This is a genomic window from Jhaorihella thermophila, assembly GCF_900108275.1.
GTDB lineage: Bacteria > Pseudomonadota > Alphaproteobacteria > Rhodobacterales > Rhodobacteraceae > Jhaorihella > Jhaorihella thermophila.
Genome location: NZ_FNVD01000001.1, coordinates 400,720 through 414,394, shown reverse-complemented (window position 1 = coordinate 414,394; position 13,675 = coordinate 400,720). Strand labels below are relative to the sequence as shown.

15 protein-coding genes are annotated in these 13,675 nt (G+C 67.6%); 4 read left to right on the top strand and 11 right to left on the bottom strand.

The window, feature by feature from the left end:
- The first annotated feature begins 2 nt into the window (after nt 1-2).
- Nucleotides 3-770 (top strand): TIGR02186 family protein, encoded by a 768-nt coding sequence (locus tag C4S70_RS02020; RefSeq protein ID WP_104006422.1) that lies wholly within the window; start codon nt 3-5, stop codon nt 768-770.
- On the opposite strand, the gene C4S70_RS02015 is transcribed toward C4S70_RS02020, so the two are convergent.
- From C4S70_RS02015 to C4S70_RS01995, 5 genes are all read right to left on the bottom strand, one after another.
- A complete protein-coding gene (locus tag C4S70_RS02015; protein ID WP_104006421.1) occupies nt 771-2,303 on the bottom strand; it encodes an ATP-dependent DNA helicase in 1,533 nt (510 codons plus the stop codon).
- Between the two features lie 519 nt (nt 2,304-2,822).
- Entirely contained in the window at nt 2,823-4,076 is a 1,254-nt protein-coding gene (locus C4S70_RS02010) for a molybdopterin-binding protein (protein WP_104006420.1), read from the bottom strand.
- 6 nt (nt 4,077-4,082) lie between these two features.
- Nucleotides 4,083-4,574: a molybdopterin-guanine dinucleotide biosynthesis protein B gene (gene mobB / locus C4S70_RS02005; protein ID WP_104006419.1), complete on the bottom strand. Its 492-nt coding sequence runs from the start codon at nt 4,572-4,574 to the stop codon at nt 4,083-4,085.
- Complete coding sequence (gene mobA / locus C4S70_RS02000; protein ID WP_104006418.1) at nt 4,571-5,221, bottom strand: molybdenum cofactor guanylyltransferase MobA; 651 nt, start codon at nt 5,219-5,221, stop codon at nt 4,571-4,573. The genes mobB and mobA overlap by 4 nt, the downstream gene beginning before the upstream one ends.
- A 102-nt stretch (nt 5,222-5,323) precedes the next feature.
- Nucleotides 5,324-6,214, bottom strand: a complete 891-nt coding sequence (locus C4S70_RS01995) for a formate dehydrogenase accessory sulfurtransferase FdhD (RefSeq protein WP_104006417.1) — start codon at nt 6,212-6,214, stop codon at nt 5,324-5,326.
- A 49-nt stretch (nt 6,215-6,263) separates the two neighbouring features.
- Here C4S70_RS01995 and C4S70_RS01990 point away from each other — a divergent pair, with 49 nt between their 5' ends.
- Both C4S70_RS01990 and C4S70_RS01985 read left to right on the top strand, forming a co-directional pair.
- Nucleotides 6,264-6,977, top strand: coding sequence for an AzlC family ABC transporter permease (locus tag C4S70_RS01990; protein WP_104006416.1), 714 nt, complete (start codon nt 6,264-6,266; stop codon nt 6,975-6,977).
- Nucleotides 6,974-7,309 carry an AzlD domain-containing protein gene (locus tag C4S70_RS01985; protein WP_104006415.1) on the top strand — a complete coding sequence of 112 codons (336 nt, stop codon included), beginning with the start codon at nt 6,974-6,976 and terminating at the stop codon, nt 7,307-7,309. Before C4S70_RS01990 ends, C4S70_RS01985 begins: the two co-directional genes overlap by 4 nt.
- Before the next feature lie 4 nt (nt 7,310-7,313).
- Here the strand turns inward: C4S70_RS01985 and C4S70_RS01980 are convergent, their stop codons facing one another.
- From C4S70_RS01980 to C4S70_RS01960, 5 genes are all read right to left on the bottom strand, one after another.
- Nucleotides 7,314-7,928, bottom strand: coding sequence for a hypothetical protein (locus C4S70_RS01980; protein ID WP_235003641.1), 615 nt, complete (start codon nt 7,926-7,928; stop codon nt 7,314-7,316).
- 23 nt (nt 7,929-7,951) lie between these two features.
- On the bottom strand, nt 7,952-8,086 hold the full coding sequence (locus tag C4S70_RS01975; RefSeq protein ID WP_104006413.1) for an aa3-type cytochrome c oxidase subunit IV: 135 nt from the start codon (nt 8,084-8,086) through the stop codon (nt 7,952-7,954).
- A 94-nt stretch (nt 8,087-8,180) separates the two neighbouring features.
- Complete coding sequence (locus tag C4S70_RS01970; RefSeq protein ID WP_200822703.1) at nt 8,181-8,651, bottom strand: DUF6173 family protein; 471 nt, start codon at nt 8,649-8,651, stop codon at nt 8,181-8,183.
- Between the two features lie 4 nt (nt 8,652-8,655).
- Nucleotides 8,656-9,702 carry an MBL fold metallo-hydrolase gene (locus tag C4S70_RS01965; protein WP_104006412.1) on the bottom strand — a complete coding sequence of 349 codons (1,047 nt, stop codon included), beginning with the start codon at nt 9,700-9,702 and terminating at the stop codon, nt 8,656-8,658.
- A gap of 3 nt (nt 9,703-9,705) precedes the next feature.
- Entirely contained in the window at nt 9,706-11,409 is a 1,704-nt protein-coding gene (locus C4S70_RS01960; RefSeq protein WP_104006411.1) for an acyl-CoA dehydrogenase, read from the bottom strand.
- A 159-nt stretch (nt 11,410-11,568) separates the two neighbouring features.
- On the opposite strand from C4S70_RS01960, the gene C4S70_RS01955 reads away from it, so the two are divergent.
- A complete protein-coding gene (locus tag C4S70_RS01955; protein WP_104006410.1) occupies nt 11,569-12,528 on the top strand; it encodes an L-threonylcarbamoyladenylate synthase in 960 nt (319 codons plus the stop codon).
- Between the two features lies 1 nt (nt 12,529).
- Here the strand turns inward: C4S70_RS01955 and C4S70_RS01950 are convergent, their stop codons facing one another.
- Nucleotides 12,530-13,675, bottom strand: a complete 1,146-nt coding sequence (locus C4S70_RS01950) for an iron-containing alcohol dehydrogenase (RefSeq protein ID WP_104006409.1) — start codon at nt 13,673-13,675, stop codon at nt 12,530-12,532.

Below are 13,675 nucleotides of genomic sequence, written 5' to 3'. Positions count from 1 at the left end.
CCATGCGCCTCCTGCTCCTGATTCTTCTGCTTCTCGTTCCGTCGCTGACCCTGGCGAAGGAAGAAGTCGTTCTGGGCCTGTCGAAGGATAAGGTGTCGATCACCACCCGTTTTGACGGTTCCAACATCCTGATCTTCGGCGCGGTCAAGCGGGAAGAGCCGATCGACACCGAAAACCCGCTTCAGGTGGTGATTACCGTGGCCGGTCCGTCGCACCCTGTCGTGGTGCGGCGCAAGTCCAAGTGGAACGGGATCATTTGGGTCAATACCGACACGGTGGAGGTGGACGCCGCCCCCGTCTTTTATGCGGTGGCGACCTCGGCCCCCATGCACGAAGCGATCAGCGAAACGGAGAACCTGCGCCACAAGGTCACGGTAGACCACGCCATCCGCTCGGTCGGGGCCCCGATGGCGATCGAAGACAGCGAGAGCTTCACCGAGGCCGTCATCCGCATTCGCACGGCGCAAGGGCTGTATCAGACGCTCGAGGGCAAGGTGGCCTTTGACGAACAGACCCTGTTTCGCACCGCGATCGACATGCCGGCCAACCTGACCGAAGGCGACTACCACATTCGGATCTTCCTGACCCGGGGGGGGCGGGTCGTGTCCAGCGATGAAACCGTGATCGACGTGCGCAAGGTCGGGCTGGAACGGGTCCTGTTCACCCTGTCGCGGGAACGGCCGATGGTCTATGGCATCATGGCGCTGGCCATCGCCATCGCCGCCGGCTGGGGTGCCTCCACCGCGTTCCGGCTGCTCAAGAACAGCTGATCACCCCTCTTCCTGCATCTCCAGCGTCAGGGCCGCGGCGGGCCGCGCGCGCAGGTCGTCCACCCGCAGCGGATGCGAGGGCTTCGACAGCCGATTGCGCACGACCCAGATCAGCCGATCCTGCGCGCGGGTGATCGCGACATAGGCCAGGCGTTTCCACAGCGGCTGGCCGGCCTCGACCCGGCCCATCCGCGCCGCCGCCCAGATGTCGGGGGCAAAGACCTGCACCGTATCCCATTGCGACCCCTGCGCCTTGTGGATCGTCACCGCCGCGCCGTGCAGAAAGGTGGCGCCCATGCGGGCGGCCTGGGGGATGAAGGGTTCTTCCTCGTCCGGTTTCTCGATCTTGATGATCGAGGCGGCGCTGACCTGGGGATCCTCGGCGCCGATCACATGCAGCCGGGCAAAGCCCGCGCGCGAACCGGGGCCGAGATAGACCACCTGCGCCCCCTTGATGAGGCCGCGCGCCTCGAGATCGAGCCGCTTCTTGCGGTGCTTCAGCGGCAGTTCGATCCCGTCGCAGATCAGCGGCTCACCGGGCAGAAGCGCATCTTCGGGCGCCGCGTGCACCGTTCGGAAGGCGTTGATGAGCCGCACCCGCGTCGCGTTGCGCCAGACCAGAACCGGGCTGCGGGCCATCAGGTCCACCTCGACCCTCTGCCCCCAGACCACGCGGTCGTCCCGGCGGGCGGTGTCCTCGATCAGCCGTTCGAAATCCTCGAACCCCAGATCCGGGTCGGCCAGCGCATGCGCGAGATCGAGGATCGGGTTGTCGGCCTCCTGCCGGTGTATGCGGTGCAGTTCCAGCTTGCGGGGACTGGGCAGCGCGTCGAATACCATCGCGCCGGACTGGTTGACCGGGGCCAGCTGCGCGGGATCCCCGAACAGGATCAGCGTGGGGAAGATGTCCTTGAGATCCTCGAACTGGCGGTCGTCCAGCATCGAGGCCTCGTCGATGAAGCCGATATCCAGCGGCTGTTCGCGCCGCTTCCAGCCGGTGATGAAGTCCGAGCCCCGCAGGCCCGCCGCGGCCAGCGCGCCGGGGATCGACTTGTTGCGTTCATAGAAGGCGGCGGCGCGGTCCAAGGCCTCGTCGGTCAGACCCTCGATCTCGGGCCGGTCGCCGGTGCCGGCCAGCCATTCGGCGATGCGTTCGTATTCGGGGTCGTAGACGGGGGTGTAGAGGATGCGATGGATCGTCGTCGCCGGCACGCCCCGCATCCGCAGCACGCTGGCGGCCTTGTTGGTCGGGGCGAGGATCGCGAGCGTGCGCCGGTCGCGGCGGCGACGGCCTTCGTAGTCGCCGGACACCACTTCGACCCCGGCCGCTTCGAGCGCGCGGTAAAGCTCGGCCAGAAGCAGGGTCTTGCCCGAGCCGGCCTTGCCGATCACGGCCATGACGCCGGCACCGTCGTCGCGCGCCGGGGTCAGCAGGGTGTCTTCGATGTCCACCCCGACGCCGCGCAGAAGCTCGGCGATCATATCGAAGGCGGTGGCCTGGTCGTCGGAAAAGGTCAGAGTCGTGCTGCTCATGGCGCGACCCTACAGGGGTTCCCCTGCCTTGCCCATACCGTGCGTTTGCCGCCCGTCAGGGAAATCGGCGCTGCCCAATGCGCGCCCCGACACATGTGTTCTTCAGTCTGGCTTCAACTGGGGCGCTATGGTCCGTTTTCCCGGATCATTGCATTCAGAACGGCCAACAGTTTTCGCGCGACGGCAATGATGGCCTGCTCGAGCGCCTGCCCTCGGTCCCGAGCCTTTCGGCGAAGGCCCGCGGCTCGGGGTCATGCCGGGTAGCCGAAAGCGCCGACATGCAGAGCGCATCGCGCGCCGACTTGCGCCCCCGGCTATGCGCCGCAAAGGCCTCGAACGCTCTGCCCGCAACAGCGCCTCCGGGTATTTCCCAACTCCCGCCCGCCAACACCACGCCACATCTCGAACCGACTGGAGCTTTTGCCGGAAAGATCAAGGAACGCGCGATGGTGGGCCGCGACGCGCCCACCTCCCGCAGGAGAGGACATGTCCGCCCCCGGCCACCGACGGCCACCGATGTCAAAGGCCGAACGCCCCCCAGGGCAGGAACCGCACCGGGTCGCCTGGGCGGATGTGGCGTTCTTCGTCCCCGATCTCGACCAGCCCGCCGGCCCAGGAAAGTCCGCTGATGAGGCCGGAGCCTTCAGAGCGGAACACCTCCACCCGGCCGTCTTTCACCCGGCCGCGCAGGTATTCGCGGCGGCCCGGTTTCTTGCGCTTCTCGAAAGCCGCCGGCAGGTCGAAGCCCTGCGGTTCAGGCCACCCCATGCCCGCCAGCGCGGCCATCGCGGGACGGGCAAAGATCAGCGCACAGACCAGCGCCGCGACCGGGTTGCCGGGCAGGCCGAAGACCGGCGTGCCATCCCACATCGCCAGCGCCAGCGGACGGCCCGGCTTGATCGCCATGCGCCATTCCTGCAACGCGCCGCTTTCCCGCAAGAGCGCCGAAACGTGATCTTCGTCCCCCGCCGAGGCGCCGCCCGAGGTCAGGATCAGGTCCGCCCGCGACGCGGCCTCGTCCAGCCGCGCGCGCAGGGAATCGCGATCGTCCGGTACCCGGCCGATGTCGATGGGTGTGAACCCCATCCGTTCGGCCAGGCCCAGCAGCATCGGGCGGTTGGCGTCGTAGATCTTGCCCGGCCCTGCGGGCGCGCCGGGTTCGACCAGTTCGTCGCCGGTGGAAAGCACCGCCACCCGCAACCGCGTCCGCACCGGGATCTCGGCGACGCCCACCGCCGACAGAAGCGCCAGATCCTGCGGCGCCACCTGCCGCCCGGCGGGCAGGGCCACGGCCCCCTCGGCCACGTCCTCGCCGGCGGCACGGGCATTCGCGCCCCTCTTCAGCGGGCCGCGAAAGGCGATCTCGCCCCCTTCGGCGGTGACGTCCTCTTCCATGATGACGCTATCCACGCCCTCGGGCAGGATCGCACCGGTCAGGATGCGGATGGCCTGGCCTGCGGGCACGACGCCCTCATACGGAACCCCGGCGGCAGCGCGGCCCTCGACCAGCGGCAGGACGTGGCTGCCCTCGGCCACCGGTCCGGCCAGCGCATAGCCATCGACGGCCGAGTTGGTCCGGGGCGGGTTCGACCGCCGCGCCACCACGTCACGCGCCAGAACCCGGCCGAGCGCGGCCTGCAACGGCACGCATTCCTCCCCCGTCACCGGGTGCAACCTGTCGCGCAGCAGCGCGAGCGCCTCGTCTACCGGCGTCCAGTTCACCCCCGGCGGCAGTGCGAAACAGTCGTTCTTCAGCGGCGGCGGCTCGATCATGGCCCCTCACAGCCCCACTTCGGACAGGATGAAATCGGCAATCCGCACCGTGTCGTCGAGGTCGAAAACTGGTCGATCCAGATCCATCGGCTCGTCGCTGGCCACGGCGCGGATAGTGGGATCGCCCGGCGCGATCAGCGGATTGCCAGTCGCCTTGCGGTGGGCCTCGACCTTGGGATGGCTGTCGCGCTTGTAGCCCTCGATCAGCACCAGATCGACCGGGGCCAGCCGGGCCAGCAAATCCTCAAGACGCGGCTCATCCTCGTTCCGTAGCTCGTGCATCAGCGCAAAACGGTTGCGCGAGGCCAATAGCACCTCGGTCGCCCCGGCCACGCGGTGGCGCCAGCTGTCCTTGCCCTCGTGATCCACGTCGAACGTGTGATGGGCATGCTTCACCGTAGAAACCGTGATCCCCCGGCCGGTGATCTCGCGCACCAGCCGCTCTATCAGCCCGGTCTTGCCGGCATTCTTCCAGCCGACGACGCCGTAAACTCTCACAACTGTTCCTCCAGCATCGCCGCGGCACGCTCCAGATCGCCGGGCGTATTGACATTGAAAAAGGGATCGATCCGGCCGACCGGAAACAGCGCCTCGCGCCCGTCATGCGCGTCGGTCCACAGAACCACTTTGCGCAGCCCGGCCTTCAGGGCCGCACGCAGATCGTCGCGCAACGCCACCGGCCAGAGACCGAAGGTCGGGTGCCGGTTCACCCCCCGCCGCCCTCCCGATTTCAGCGCCTCGCCGCCTTCGCGTGGCGTGGTGGCCAGCACCAGCGGATGCGCCATGCCCTGCGCGGCCTCCTGCAGACGCGCCACCAGGTCGCGGGGAAAGAACGGCGTATCGGCGGCCACGGTGACGAGGCAACTCGCCCCTTGCCCGGCGGCCCAGTCGAGCCCCGCCAGCACCCCCGCCAACGGGCCGGGGTGACCTTCGATCGTGTCCGGGATCACCGGCAGGCCAAAGCTGGCGAACCGGGCCGGCTCGCCATTGGCATTGAGCGCAAGCCCGGCCACCTGCGGCCGGATCCGGTCGATGACATGGGTCAGCAACGTCCGCCCGCCCAGCGGCAGCAACCCCTTGTCGCCACCGCCCATGCGGGTCGCGCGCCCGCCCGCAAGGATGACCCCCAGCGTCTCAGCTCCCATGACGCGCCCCCGCCCGGTCCTTCCTCTTGCCCGAAATATCCCGGGGGGTGAGGCCGCAGGCCGAGGGGGGCTGGCCCCCCTCCCGCACCACGTCGCCCCCGATCACGACGCCGCTCCCTTGCGCCGATGCTTGCGGTCTTCCTCGGGCACCGATGCCGGATCGGCATCCCGGACCAGACGCTCGGCGCCCGACAGGCAGACAAAGCGCCGCCCGCGCATCCGCCCGATCACCGTAAGCCCAACCTGCCGCGCGATCTCGACCCCCCAGGCGGTGAAACCCGACCGCGAGGCCAGCACCGGGATCCCCATCATCGCCGTCTTGATCACCATCTCCGAAGTCAGCCGCCCGGTGGTATACAGGATCTTGTCGGCCGCCGGCACCCGTTCCGACAGCATCCAGCCGGCGATCTTGTCCACCGCGTTGTGGCGTCCCACGTCCTCCATGTAAACAAGCGGCCGGTCCTGCCGGCACAGCACCGTTCCATGAATCGCCCCTGCCGTCAGATAGAGAGACGGGGTGCGGTTGATCTTCTGCGCCAGCGCATAGAGCCAGGAGGTCCGCACCGGCGTCCGCGGCAGGGTGACGCCCTCGAGCCCCTCCATCATGTCGCCGAACACGGTCCCCACGGCACAGCCGCTGGTGCGGGTCTTTTTCTTCAGCTTGTCTTCGTAGGTGGTTTCTCCGACCGTGCGCACGACGACGGTTTCGACCTCTTCGTCGTAATCGACGCCGATGATCTCTTCGCCGTCCTTCAGCATCCCCTGATTGCGCAGGAATCCCAGTGCCAGATATTCCGGGTAGTCGCCGATGGTCATCGCGGTGACGATCTCCTGCCTGTTGAGATAGATCGTCAGGGGTCGTTCCTCGATCACCCGGATATCGACGGGCGCGCCGGTGTGGTCCACGCCCGCCACCGCGCGGGTCAGGCGCCGCGCATCCGGGTCCGGTGCGATGATGTAATCCGACAGGTCGTCACGCGTGGCCAATTGCATCCCTCCCCGATCGCCGGTAGTCCGGGCCGGCACAGTTTAGGACCTTGCCGTGACCAGCACCACCGTCAATTCCTTTTTTGCCAAGGGCTTCAGGGATGGACTTCCCTTCATCCTGGTGGCCGCGCCCTTCGGCACCCTGTTCGGCGTGCTCGCGACCGAGGCCGGGCTGACCCTGTTCGAAACGATGGTGTTCACCTTCACCGTGTTCGCCGGCGCCGCGCAGTTTACCGCGCTGCAGCTGATGCAGCAGGACACGCCCACGCTGATCGTGCTGGTTTCGGCACTGGCGGTGAACTTGCGGGTCGCGATGTATTCGGCCTCGCTCACGCCGTATCTGGGCGCGGCGCCGCTGTGGCAGCGGGCGCTGGCGGCCTATTTCACGGTGGACCAGTCCTATGCCTGCTCGGTCGTCCAGTTCGAAACCGAACCGCGCATGACCGTTCACCAACGGATGGCCTATTTCTTTGGCGTGGTGGCGCCGCTGGCGCCCACCTGGTATGCGGCGACCTTTGCCGGGGCGGCGCTGGGCAAGACGATCCCGGAAAGCTGGGCGCTCGATTTCGTCCTTCCGATCGCCTTCATCGCCATGGTCGCGCCCATGTTGCGCACACGCGCGCATCTGATCGCCGCGGCGGTTTCCGTGGTCGTCGTTCTTCTGGGCGCGGGGATTCCGCACAATCTGGGCCTGATCCTGGCCGGGCTGGCGGGAATGATCGCCGGGGCCTGCGCCGAGACGGTGATCGAAGGGAGAGCCGCGGAATGAACGCGCAATTCGACCCCGTGACGCTCTGGACCGTGATCATCGGCATGGCCGTGGGCAGCTTCGCGCTGCGCTTCGTCTTCATCGGCCTGGTGGGCGACCGACCGCTGCCGGCATGGATCTTGCGGCATCTGCGCTATACCGCCGTGGCGATCATACCCGCGCTGGTGGCGCCGCTGGTGGTATGGCCGCCGGCGACCGGCGGCGCACCCGACACGGCCCGGCTGGCGGCGGCGCTCGTGACGGCCGCGACCGGCTATGCCACCCGCAACGTGCTGGCCGCCATGTTCGCCGGCGCGGGCACGCTCTGGGCGCTGCTTTACCTGACCGGATGATTCGCTATCCGCTGTGGGCGGCCGCGTTCAGCTTGGCATTGTTGACCTTCAGTCCTTCCTGAAGATCCTCGCTGTCGTACTCGTAATACTTGTCGTGCGTCACGCCCGGCAGCCTGGAGAACTCTTCCTGCAGCTTGCTGGGAAACATCGAGGCATGGATGCTCTCGAACCCCGGCACCTGCCGCAGCAGATTCGCCGCGGCGTTCGAACACAGCCCGCCCATCACCCGGCCGTTCTGCGTGGCCAGCCGATAGGCGATCTCGGCCTGAGCGGGCGTCACTTCGACCGTCTGGATATCGACGTGGAACGTGCTGCGCGCGTGCGAACCGATATAGGCCTTTTCGACCGCCGGGGTGATGCCATAGAGCACGTCTCCGCGCTCGGGCACGATGTCGGCCTTGAACGACCCGGCGGGGTCGAAAATGATCCGCTCGGAGGCGTTGATCAGCAGCGAACTGTGCGCCCCCTTGCCGGTGCGGTTGTTCACCATCGTGAACAGGGTGATCGATTTCGGCCCGTCGTCCCGATAGGACACCGCCGCGATCTGCGCGTCGGTGGCGTTGCCGGCCGGCCGGTTGGTGCAACCGGCCACGGTCAGGGCGACCAGGCATGACGCCATGGCCGTCCGCAGGGTAGGCATGTTCAGGACGCGAAGATCGCCAGGAAAACGAGAATCGCCAAGATGACGATCACCGACCACGTCATGAATTTCACGAAGGCGTGGAACATCTCCTCGTGTTCGCGAATGTCCATGTCGCCGTGCTTGTGCTCTGCCATGTCAGTCCCTTACGTTCGCGTGTTTTTCCGGTGGATAGCGGATTCGGGGGCGTCTGTCATCAAGTCATTCCGGCACAGGTGGCGCGGCGAGAAGTCAGCCCCGTTCGTCCGGCGCGTCATCCTCGATCTCGGCCGCCAGACGGAACCCGATCCGCTGCGGCGGGCTGTCCTCGCGCGGTTTGGGTACTGCGCGCAGCATCACGCTCAGCTGGCTGACATGCTGGATCAGCTGGGTGCGCGCGCCCGACATGTCGGACCCGTAGAAGGTCAGGATATCGGGATCGAAATAGCCCAGCCCCTCGATCCGCAGCACGCCCGCATCACCCCCGGCAAAGCCCATCGCCACTTCGTGTTCGGCATCGAGCTGCTCCTCGAAGTTGCGAATGTAGAGGATCAGCCGTTCATAGGCCCAGCGGGCCGGGCTCTTCTCGCCGATCGCGGTCAGCAGCTTTTCAGGCACGCGACCAGGGCCGGCGGGTCGGTCGGGGTCCGCGTGAACCTCGTGCATGCGCGGCAGGGCCGCGGCCTCCATCGCCTCGGCCGTGTTTTCCACCCTTTCCACCATCTCGTCAGTCCTTCCGCTGGTAAAGCCACGCCCCGTCCGCGCAGCGCGTGCGCGTCACTTCGCCAGTATGGAACAGATGATTCACATGCGCCACCGCCTCGACCAGCGCCAGCCCGTATTCGCCGTCGCCGATATTGCGCTTGAACAGCGGCGTGAAACATTCGCTCGCGGGCTTGGGCGTATCCAGATGCTCCAGCAGCCGCCGCAGGGCGCCGTGGTGGTTGTCGATCAGCTGCCGCATCCGGAACGCCAGGCCCGTGAACGGCAGCTTGTGCCCGCCCAAGGTCAAGTGGTCATGCCGCGCCAGCAGCGCCAGCCGCTCGCAGGCTTCCAGCCATTCGGCCAGCGGGTCGGCCAGCGGTTCGGTCGCATAGACCCCGATATTGGGGCTGATCGACGAAAGGATCTGGTCGCCGGTGAACACCAGGTTGTCGTCGCGGCTCCAGAAGGTCGCGTGTTCGGGCGCGTGGCCGTTGCCGACATGCACCTCCCAGTCGCGCCCGCCCATGCGGAAGATGTCGCCCTGCTTGATCCGGGTGAATCCCAGCGGCATGGGATAGACCATGTCCGCAAAGTTGAAGGGACGCTCCTGCATCCGCTTTTGCAGGATGTCCGGTGCCATGCCCGCGCTGCGGTAGTAGTCGAGCGTCTCGCGCGGCCATTCCTCCTGCACGTCCAGCGTCAGCATCCGCGCGAACAGCCAGGCGGTGCGGGTGGTGACCAGCTCGGCCCCGTGTTCGGACTGGAACCACCCGGCCAGCCCGATATGGTCGGGGTGGTGATGCGTCGCCACCACCCGCCGCACCGGCCTGCCGCCCAGCGGGCCGGCCATCAGATCGGACCAGATCGCGCGGGTCTTTTTCGAGCCGAAACCGGTGTCGATCACCGTCCAGCCGTCGCCGTCATCCAGCGCATAGACGTTGACGTGATCCAGCTTCATCGGCAGCGGCAGGCGCATCCACAGCACGCCCTCGGCCACCTCGATCGCCTCCCCCGGCGCGGGCGGCGTGTCCCACGGGTAACGCAGCGTGCCGGCCGACGCCCCGTCCACGGCTCAGGCCGCCAGTTCGTCGTTGGTGAGCGCGTAGAGATCCCCCGCCCCGGCCCGCGCCTGCTCCAGCAGCGAGGCATGTTCCGGCAGCATCCGGTGGATGTAGAACCGCGCCAACTTTTCGCGCGGCCCGCCGGGATCGGCCAGCGCCGCGCCCAGATGAGCAAAGCCGCCCAGCACCCGGGCAAAGGCGCGCAAGTAGGGCAGCGCCCCGGCAAAGCGTTCGTTCATGTCGGTCTGTTCGACCAGCCACTCGGTCACTTCGCGCAGGTTTTCGGCCGACTCCCAGACCGGTGTGCCCAGATCGGGGATCGAGGAGCGCGCGGCCTCGGTCCGGGCCTCGATCTCTTCCAGCATTCGGATCGCCGCCTCGCCGCCATCCATCATCTTGCGGCCCACCAGATCCATCGCCTGGATGCCGTTGGTGCCCTCGTAGATCGAGGTCACGCGCACGTCGCGGTAATACTGGGCCGCGCCGGTTTCCTCGATGAAGCCCATGCCGCCGTGCACCTGCTGGCCCAGCTCGGCCACGCGGATGCCGGTTTCGGTACCAAAGGTCTTGGCAATCGGCGTGAGCAACGCGGCGCGCGCCTTGTAGGCCTCATCCCCGGTGGCGTTGGCCACGTCGATGGCGATGGCGCAAGCCAGCAGGATCGCGCGCGACGCGAAGATGTCCGCCTTCATCTCCAGCAGCATCCGCCGCACGTCGGCATGGTCGATGATCGTGCCCGACGGCGTCTTGCCCTGCTTGCGTTCCAGCGCATAGGCCAGCGCCTTCTGCAAGGCGGCCTCGGCCACGCCGACCCCCTGCCCGCCCACGCCGAGGCGGGCGTTGTTCATCATGGTGAACATGCAGGCGAGCCCCTTGTGCGGCTCGCCGATCAGCCAGCCGGTGGCGCCGTCATATTCCATCACGCAGGTGGGCGAGCCGTGCAGCCCCATCTTGTGTTCGAGGCTGACCACGCGCAGGCTGTTGGCGCGGCCGGGGTTGCCGTTCTCGTCGGGGATGAGCTTGGGCACCAGGAACAGGCTGATGCCGCGGGTGCCGGGCGCCCCGTCGGGCAGCCGGGCCAGAACCAGGTGGCAGACGTTTTCGGTAAAGTCGTTGTCGCCCCAGCTGATGAAGATTTTCTGCCCCGAAATCGCATAGGTGCCATCGCCGTTGGGCACGGCCTTGGACGTCAGCGCGCCTACGTCCGACCCCGCCTGCGGTTCGGTCAGGTTCATGGTGCCGGACCATTCGCCGCTCATCAGTTTCGGCAGATAGAGCGCCTTGATCTCGTCGCTGGCGTGATGTTCCAGCGCCTCGATCTGGCCCTGACTCATCAGCGGCGCCATCTGCAGCGACAGGCAGGCGCCGCTCATCATCTCGTTGACCGCGGTGGTCAGGGTGTGCGGCAGCCCCATTCCGCCATATTCGGGGCTCGCGCTCATGCTGATCCAGCCCCCCTCGGCGATCGCCTTCCAGCCCTCGGCAAAGCCCGGAGAGGTGCGCACCACCCCGTTTTCCAGCCGCGCCGGGTGCAGGTCGCCCGCGCGGTTCAGCGGCGCCATCACCTCGTCGCACATCTTGGCCGCTTCGGTCAGGATCGCGTGGACCAGATCGTCGGTCGCCTCGGAAAACCGCTCCGTCTCGGTCACGCGGTTGAACTTCAGAACGTTCCTGAGAAGGAATTCGTATTCAGAGACGGGGGCGCAGTAGGACATTCGTAACCTCTCGTGCATCCGCGGCGCGCTGGCGACCGGATCTGCCGGGGCCAAAGCTGCGGGGTTGGCAACCGCGCAGGGCGCGGCTATTCACTTGCATTCGGGCGAATACCTATCGGAAGCGCCCTGTCATGCAAATCGAAACGCCGCGTCATGCCCATGGATCGCCCCGCGCCGCCCGAAACCCTTGTCCTGACCACGGCCAGCGCGGATCTTGACCGCGCGGCGGCGCTGCTGCGGGCGGGGGAACTGGTCGCCTTTCCGACCGAAACGGTCTACGGGCTGGGCGCGGATGCCCGCAACGGCCGCGCCGTGGCCAGAATCTACGAGGCCAAGGGCCGGCCCAGCTTCAACCCGCTGATCGTGCATGTGGCGGCCCCGGACGACGCGCGCCGCCATGTGCAGTGGACCGATGCCGCCGACCGGCTTGCGCGGGCCTTCTGGCCGGGGCCGCTGACGCTGGTGCTGCCGCTGCGGCCCGGCCACGGCATTTCCGAACTGGTAACGGCGGGGCTGGATACGCTGGCGGTGCGCGTGCCCGCCCACCCCGCGGCGCGGGCGCTGCTGCATGCCTTTGGCGGCCCGCTGGCGGCACCGTCGGCCAACCCTTCGGGCCGGATCAGCCCGACTACGGCGCAGCATGTGCTGGCCGGACTGGCGGGCCGGATCGCGGCGGTGATCGACGATGGCCCCTGCCCGGTGGGCGTGGAATCCACCATCGTCGGACTGGCGGGCGAGGCGCCGGAACTGCTGCGCCCCGGCGGGCTGGCGGCGGAGGCGATCGAGAAAGTGCTGGCCACCCCGCTTCGCCGCCCCGAAACGTCGGACACCGTCACCGCGCCGGGACAGCTGAACTCGCACTATGCGCCGCGCGCCCGCGTGCGCCTGAACGCAACCTCGGCCGAACCGGGCGAGGTGCTGCTGGGCTTTGGCCCGATGGCGTGCGACCTGAACCTGTCGCCTTCCGCCGATCTGGAAGAGGCCGCCGCCAACCTCTTTGGCCACCTGCATCGGCTGGACGCCACGGGCAAGCCGATCGCCGTCGCCCCAATCCCCGATCACGGGCTGGGGCACGCCATCAACGACCGGCTGCGCCGGGCCGCCGCGCCACGCCCCTGAGCTAGAGGCAGGCCTCGAACAAGGCGCGGGTGTTCTCGGGCGTCATCTCGACCGGATTGCCGCCCACGCTGGGATCGGCAAGCGCCTTGCGCGTCAGTTCCTCCAGATCCGGGTCGGTCACGCCAAGCGCGCGCAGGGTCTTCGGAATCCCCAAGCTGGCGTTCAGCTCGCCCACAAAGGCGCAGAACCCGTCGAACCCGCCGTCGATCCCCAGATAGGCCGCCGCCTGCCCGATCACGCCTTCGATCGCGGGGCGGTTGAATTGCAGCACGGCGGGCATGAACATCGCATTCGTTGTGCCGTGATGGGTATGATACATCGCCCCCACCGGGTGGCTCAGCGCATGGATCGCGCCCAGCCCCTTCTGGAACGCGACTGCCCCCATCGCCGCCGCGCTCATCATGTGGGCGCGCGCCTCGATGTCGGTCCCGTCGGCATAGGCGCGCGGCAGATACTCCTTGACCAGCCGCATGCCCTCCAGCGCGATCCCCTGGCTCATCGGGTGGTAATGCGGGGAACAGAACGCCTCGACGCAATGAGCAAAGGCATCGAGCCCTGTGCCCGCAGTGATATGTTTCGGCAGGCCCACGGTCAGTTCCGGGTCGCAGATCACCACGGTCGGCAGCATCTTCGGGTGAAAGATGATCTTCTTTTCCTGCGTCTCGGAGTTGGTCAGCACGCCCGCGCGCCCCACCTCGGACCCGGTCCCGGCCGTCGTCGGCACCGCCACGATCGGCGCGATTCCGTCGGGGTCGGCGCGAGTCCACCAGTCATCCACATCCTCAAAATCCCAGACCGGCCGGGTCTGACCGGACATGAAGGCCAGCACCTTGCCCAGATCCAGCCCCGACCCGCCGCCAAAGGCGATGACTCCGTCGAACCCGCCCGCGCGCCAGACCTTCAGCCCGGCCTCGAGGTTCTTCTCGTTCGGGTTCGGATCGACATCGGCAAAGATTTCCGCCTCCAGCCCCGCCGCCTTCAGCAGACCCAGTGTGCGGGCGGTGATCTCCATGTCGGCCAGCCCCCTGTCGGTGACCAGAAGCGGCCGGGTGATGCCCGCGACCGAACAGGCCTCGGCAATCTCGACAATTCGCCCCGCGCCAAACCGGATCGAGGTCGGATAGGACCAGTTTCCAAACAGTTGCAT

Bases quoted from the DNA above. Each gene is read 5' to 3' on its own strand.
- C4S70_RS02020 (WP_104006422.1), top strand. From the start codon at position 3: ATGCGCCTCCTGCTCCTGATTCTTCTGCTTCTCGTTCCGTCGCTGACC.
- C4S70_RS02015 (WP_104006421.1), bottom strand. From the start codon at position 2,303: ATGAGCAGCACGACTCTGACCTTTTCCGACGACCAGGCCACCGCCTTC.
- C4S70_RS02010 (WP_104006420.1), bottom strand. From the start codon at position 4,076: ATGATCGAGCCGCCGCCGCTGAAGAACGACTGTTTCGCACTGCCGCCG.
- mobA (WP_104006418.1), bottom strand. From the start codon at position 5,221: ATGGGAGCTGAGACGCTGGGGGTCATCCTTGCGGGCGGGCGCGCGACC.
- C4S70_RS01995 (WP_104006417.1), bottom strand. From the start codon at position 6,214: ATGCAATTGGCCACGCGTGACGACCTGTCGGATTACATCATCGCACCG.
- C4S70_RS01985 (WP_104006415.1), top strand. From the start codon at position 6,974: ATGAACGCGCAATTCGACCCCGTGACGCTCTGGACCGTGATCATCGGC.
- C4S70_RS01980 (WP_235003641.1), bottom strand. From the start codon at position 7,928: ATGGCGTCATGCCTGGTCGCCCTGACCGTGGCCGGTTGCACCAACCGG.
- C4S70_RS01975 (WP_104006413.1), bottom strand. From the start codon at position 8,086: ATGGCAGAGCACAAGCACGGCGACATGGACATTCGCGAACACGAGGAG.
- C4S70_RS01970 (WP_200822703.1), bottom strand. From the start codon at position 8,651: ATGGTGGAAAGGGTGGAAAACACGGCCGAGGCGATGGAGGCCGCGGCC.
- C4S70_RS01960 (WP_104006411.1), bottom strand. From the start codon at position 11,409: ATGTCCTACTGCGCCCCCGTCTCTGAATACGAATTCCTTCTCAGGAAC.
- C4S70_RS01955 (WP_104006410.1), top strand. From the start codon at position 11,569: ATGGATCGCCCCGCGCCGCCCGAAACCCTTGTCCTGACCACGGCCAGC.
- C4S70_RS01950 (WP_104006409.1), bottom strand. From the start codon at position 13,675: ATGCAACTGTTTGGAAACTGGTCCTATCCGACCTCGATCCGGTTTGGC.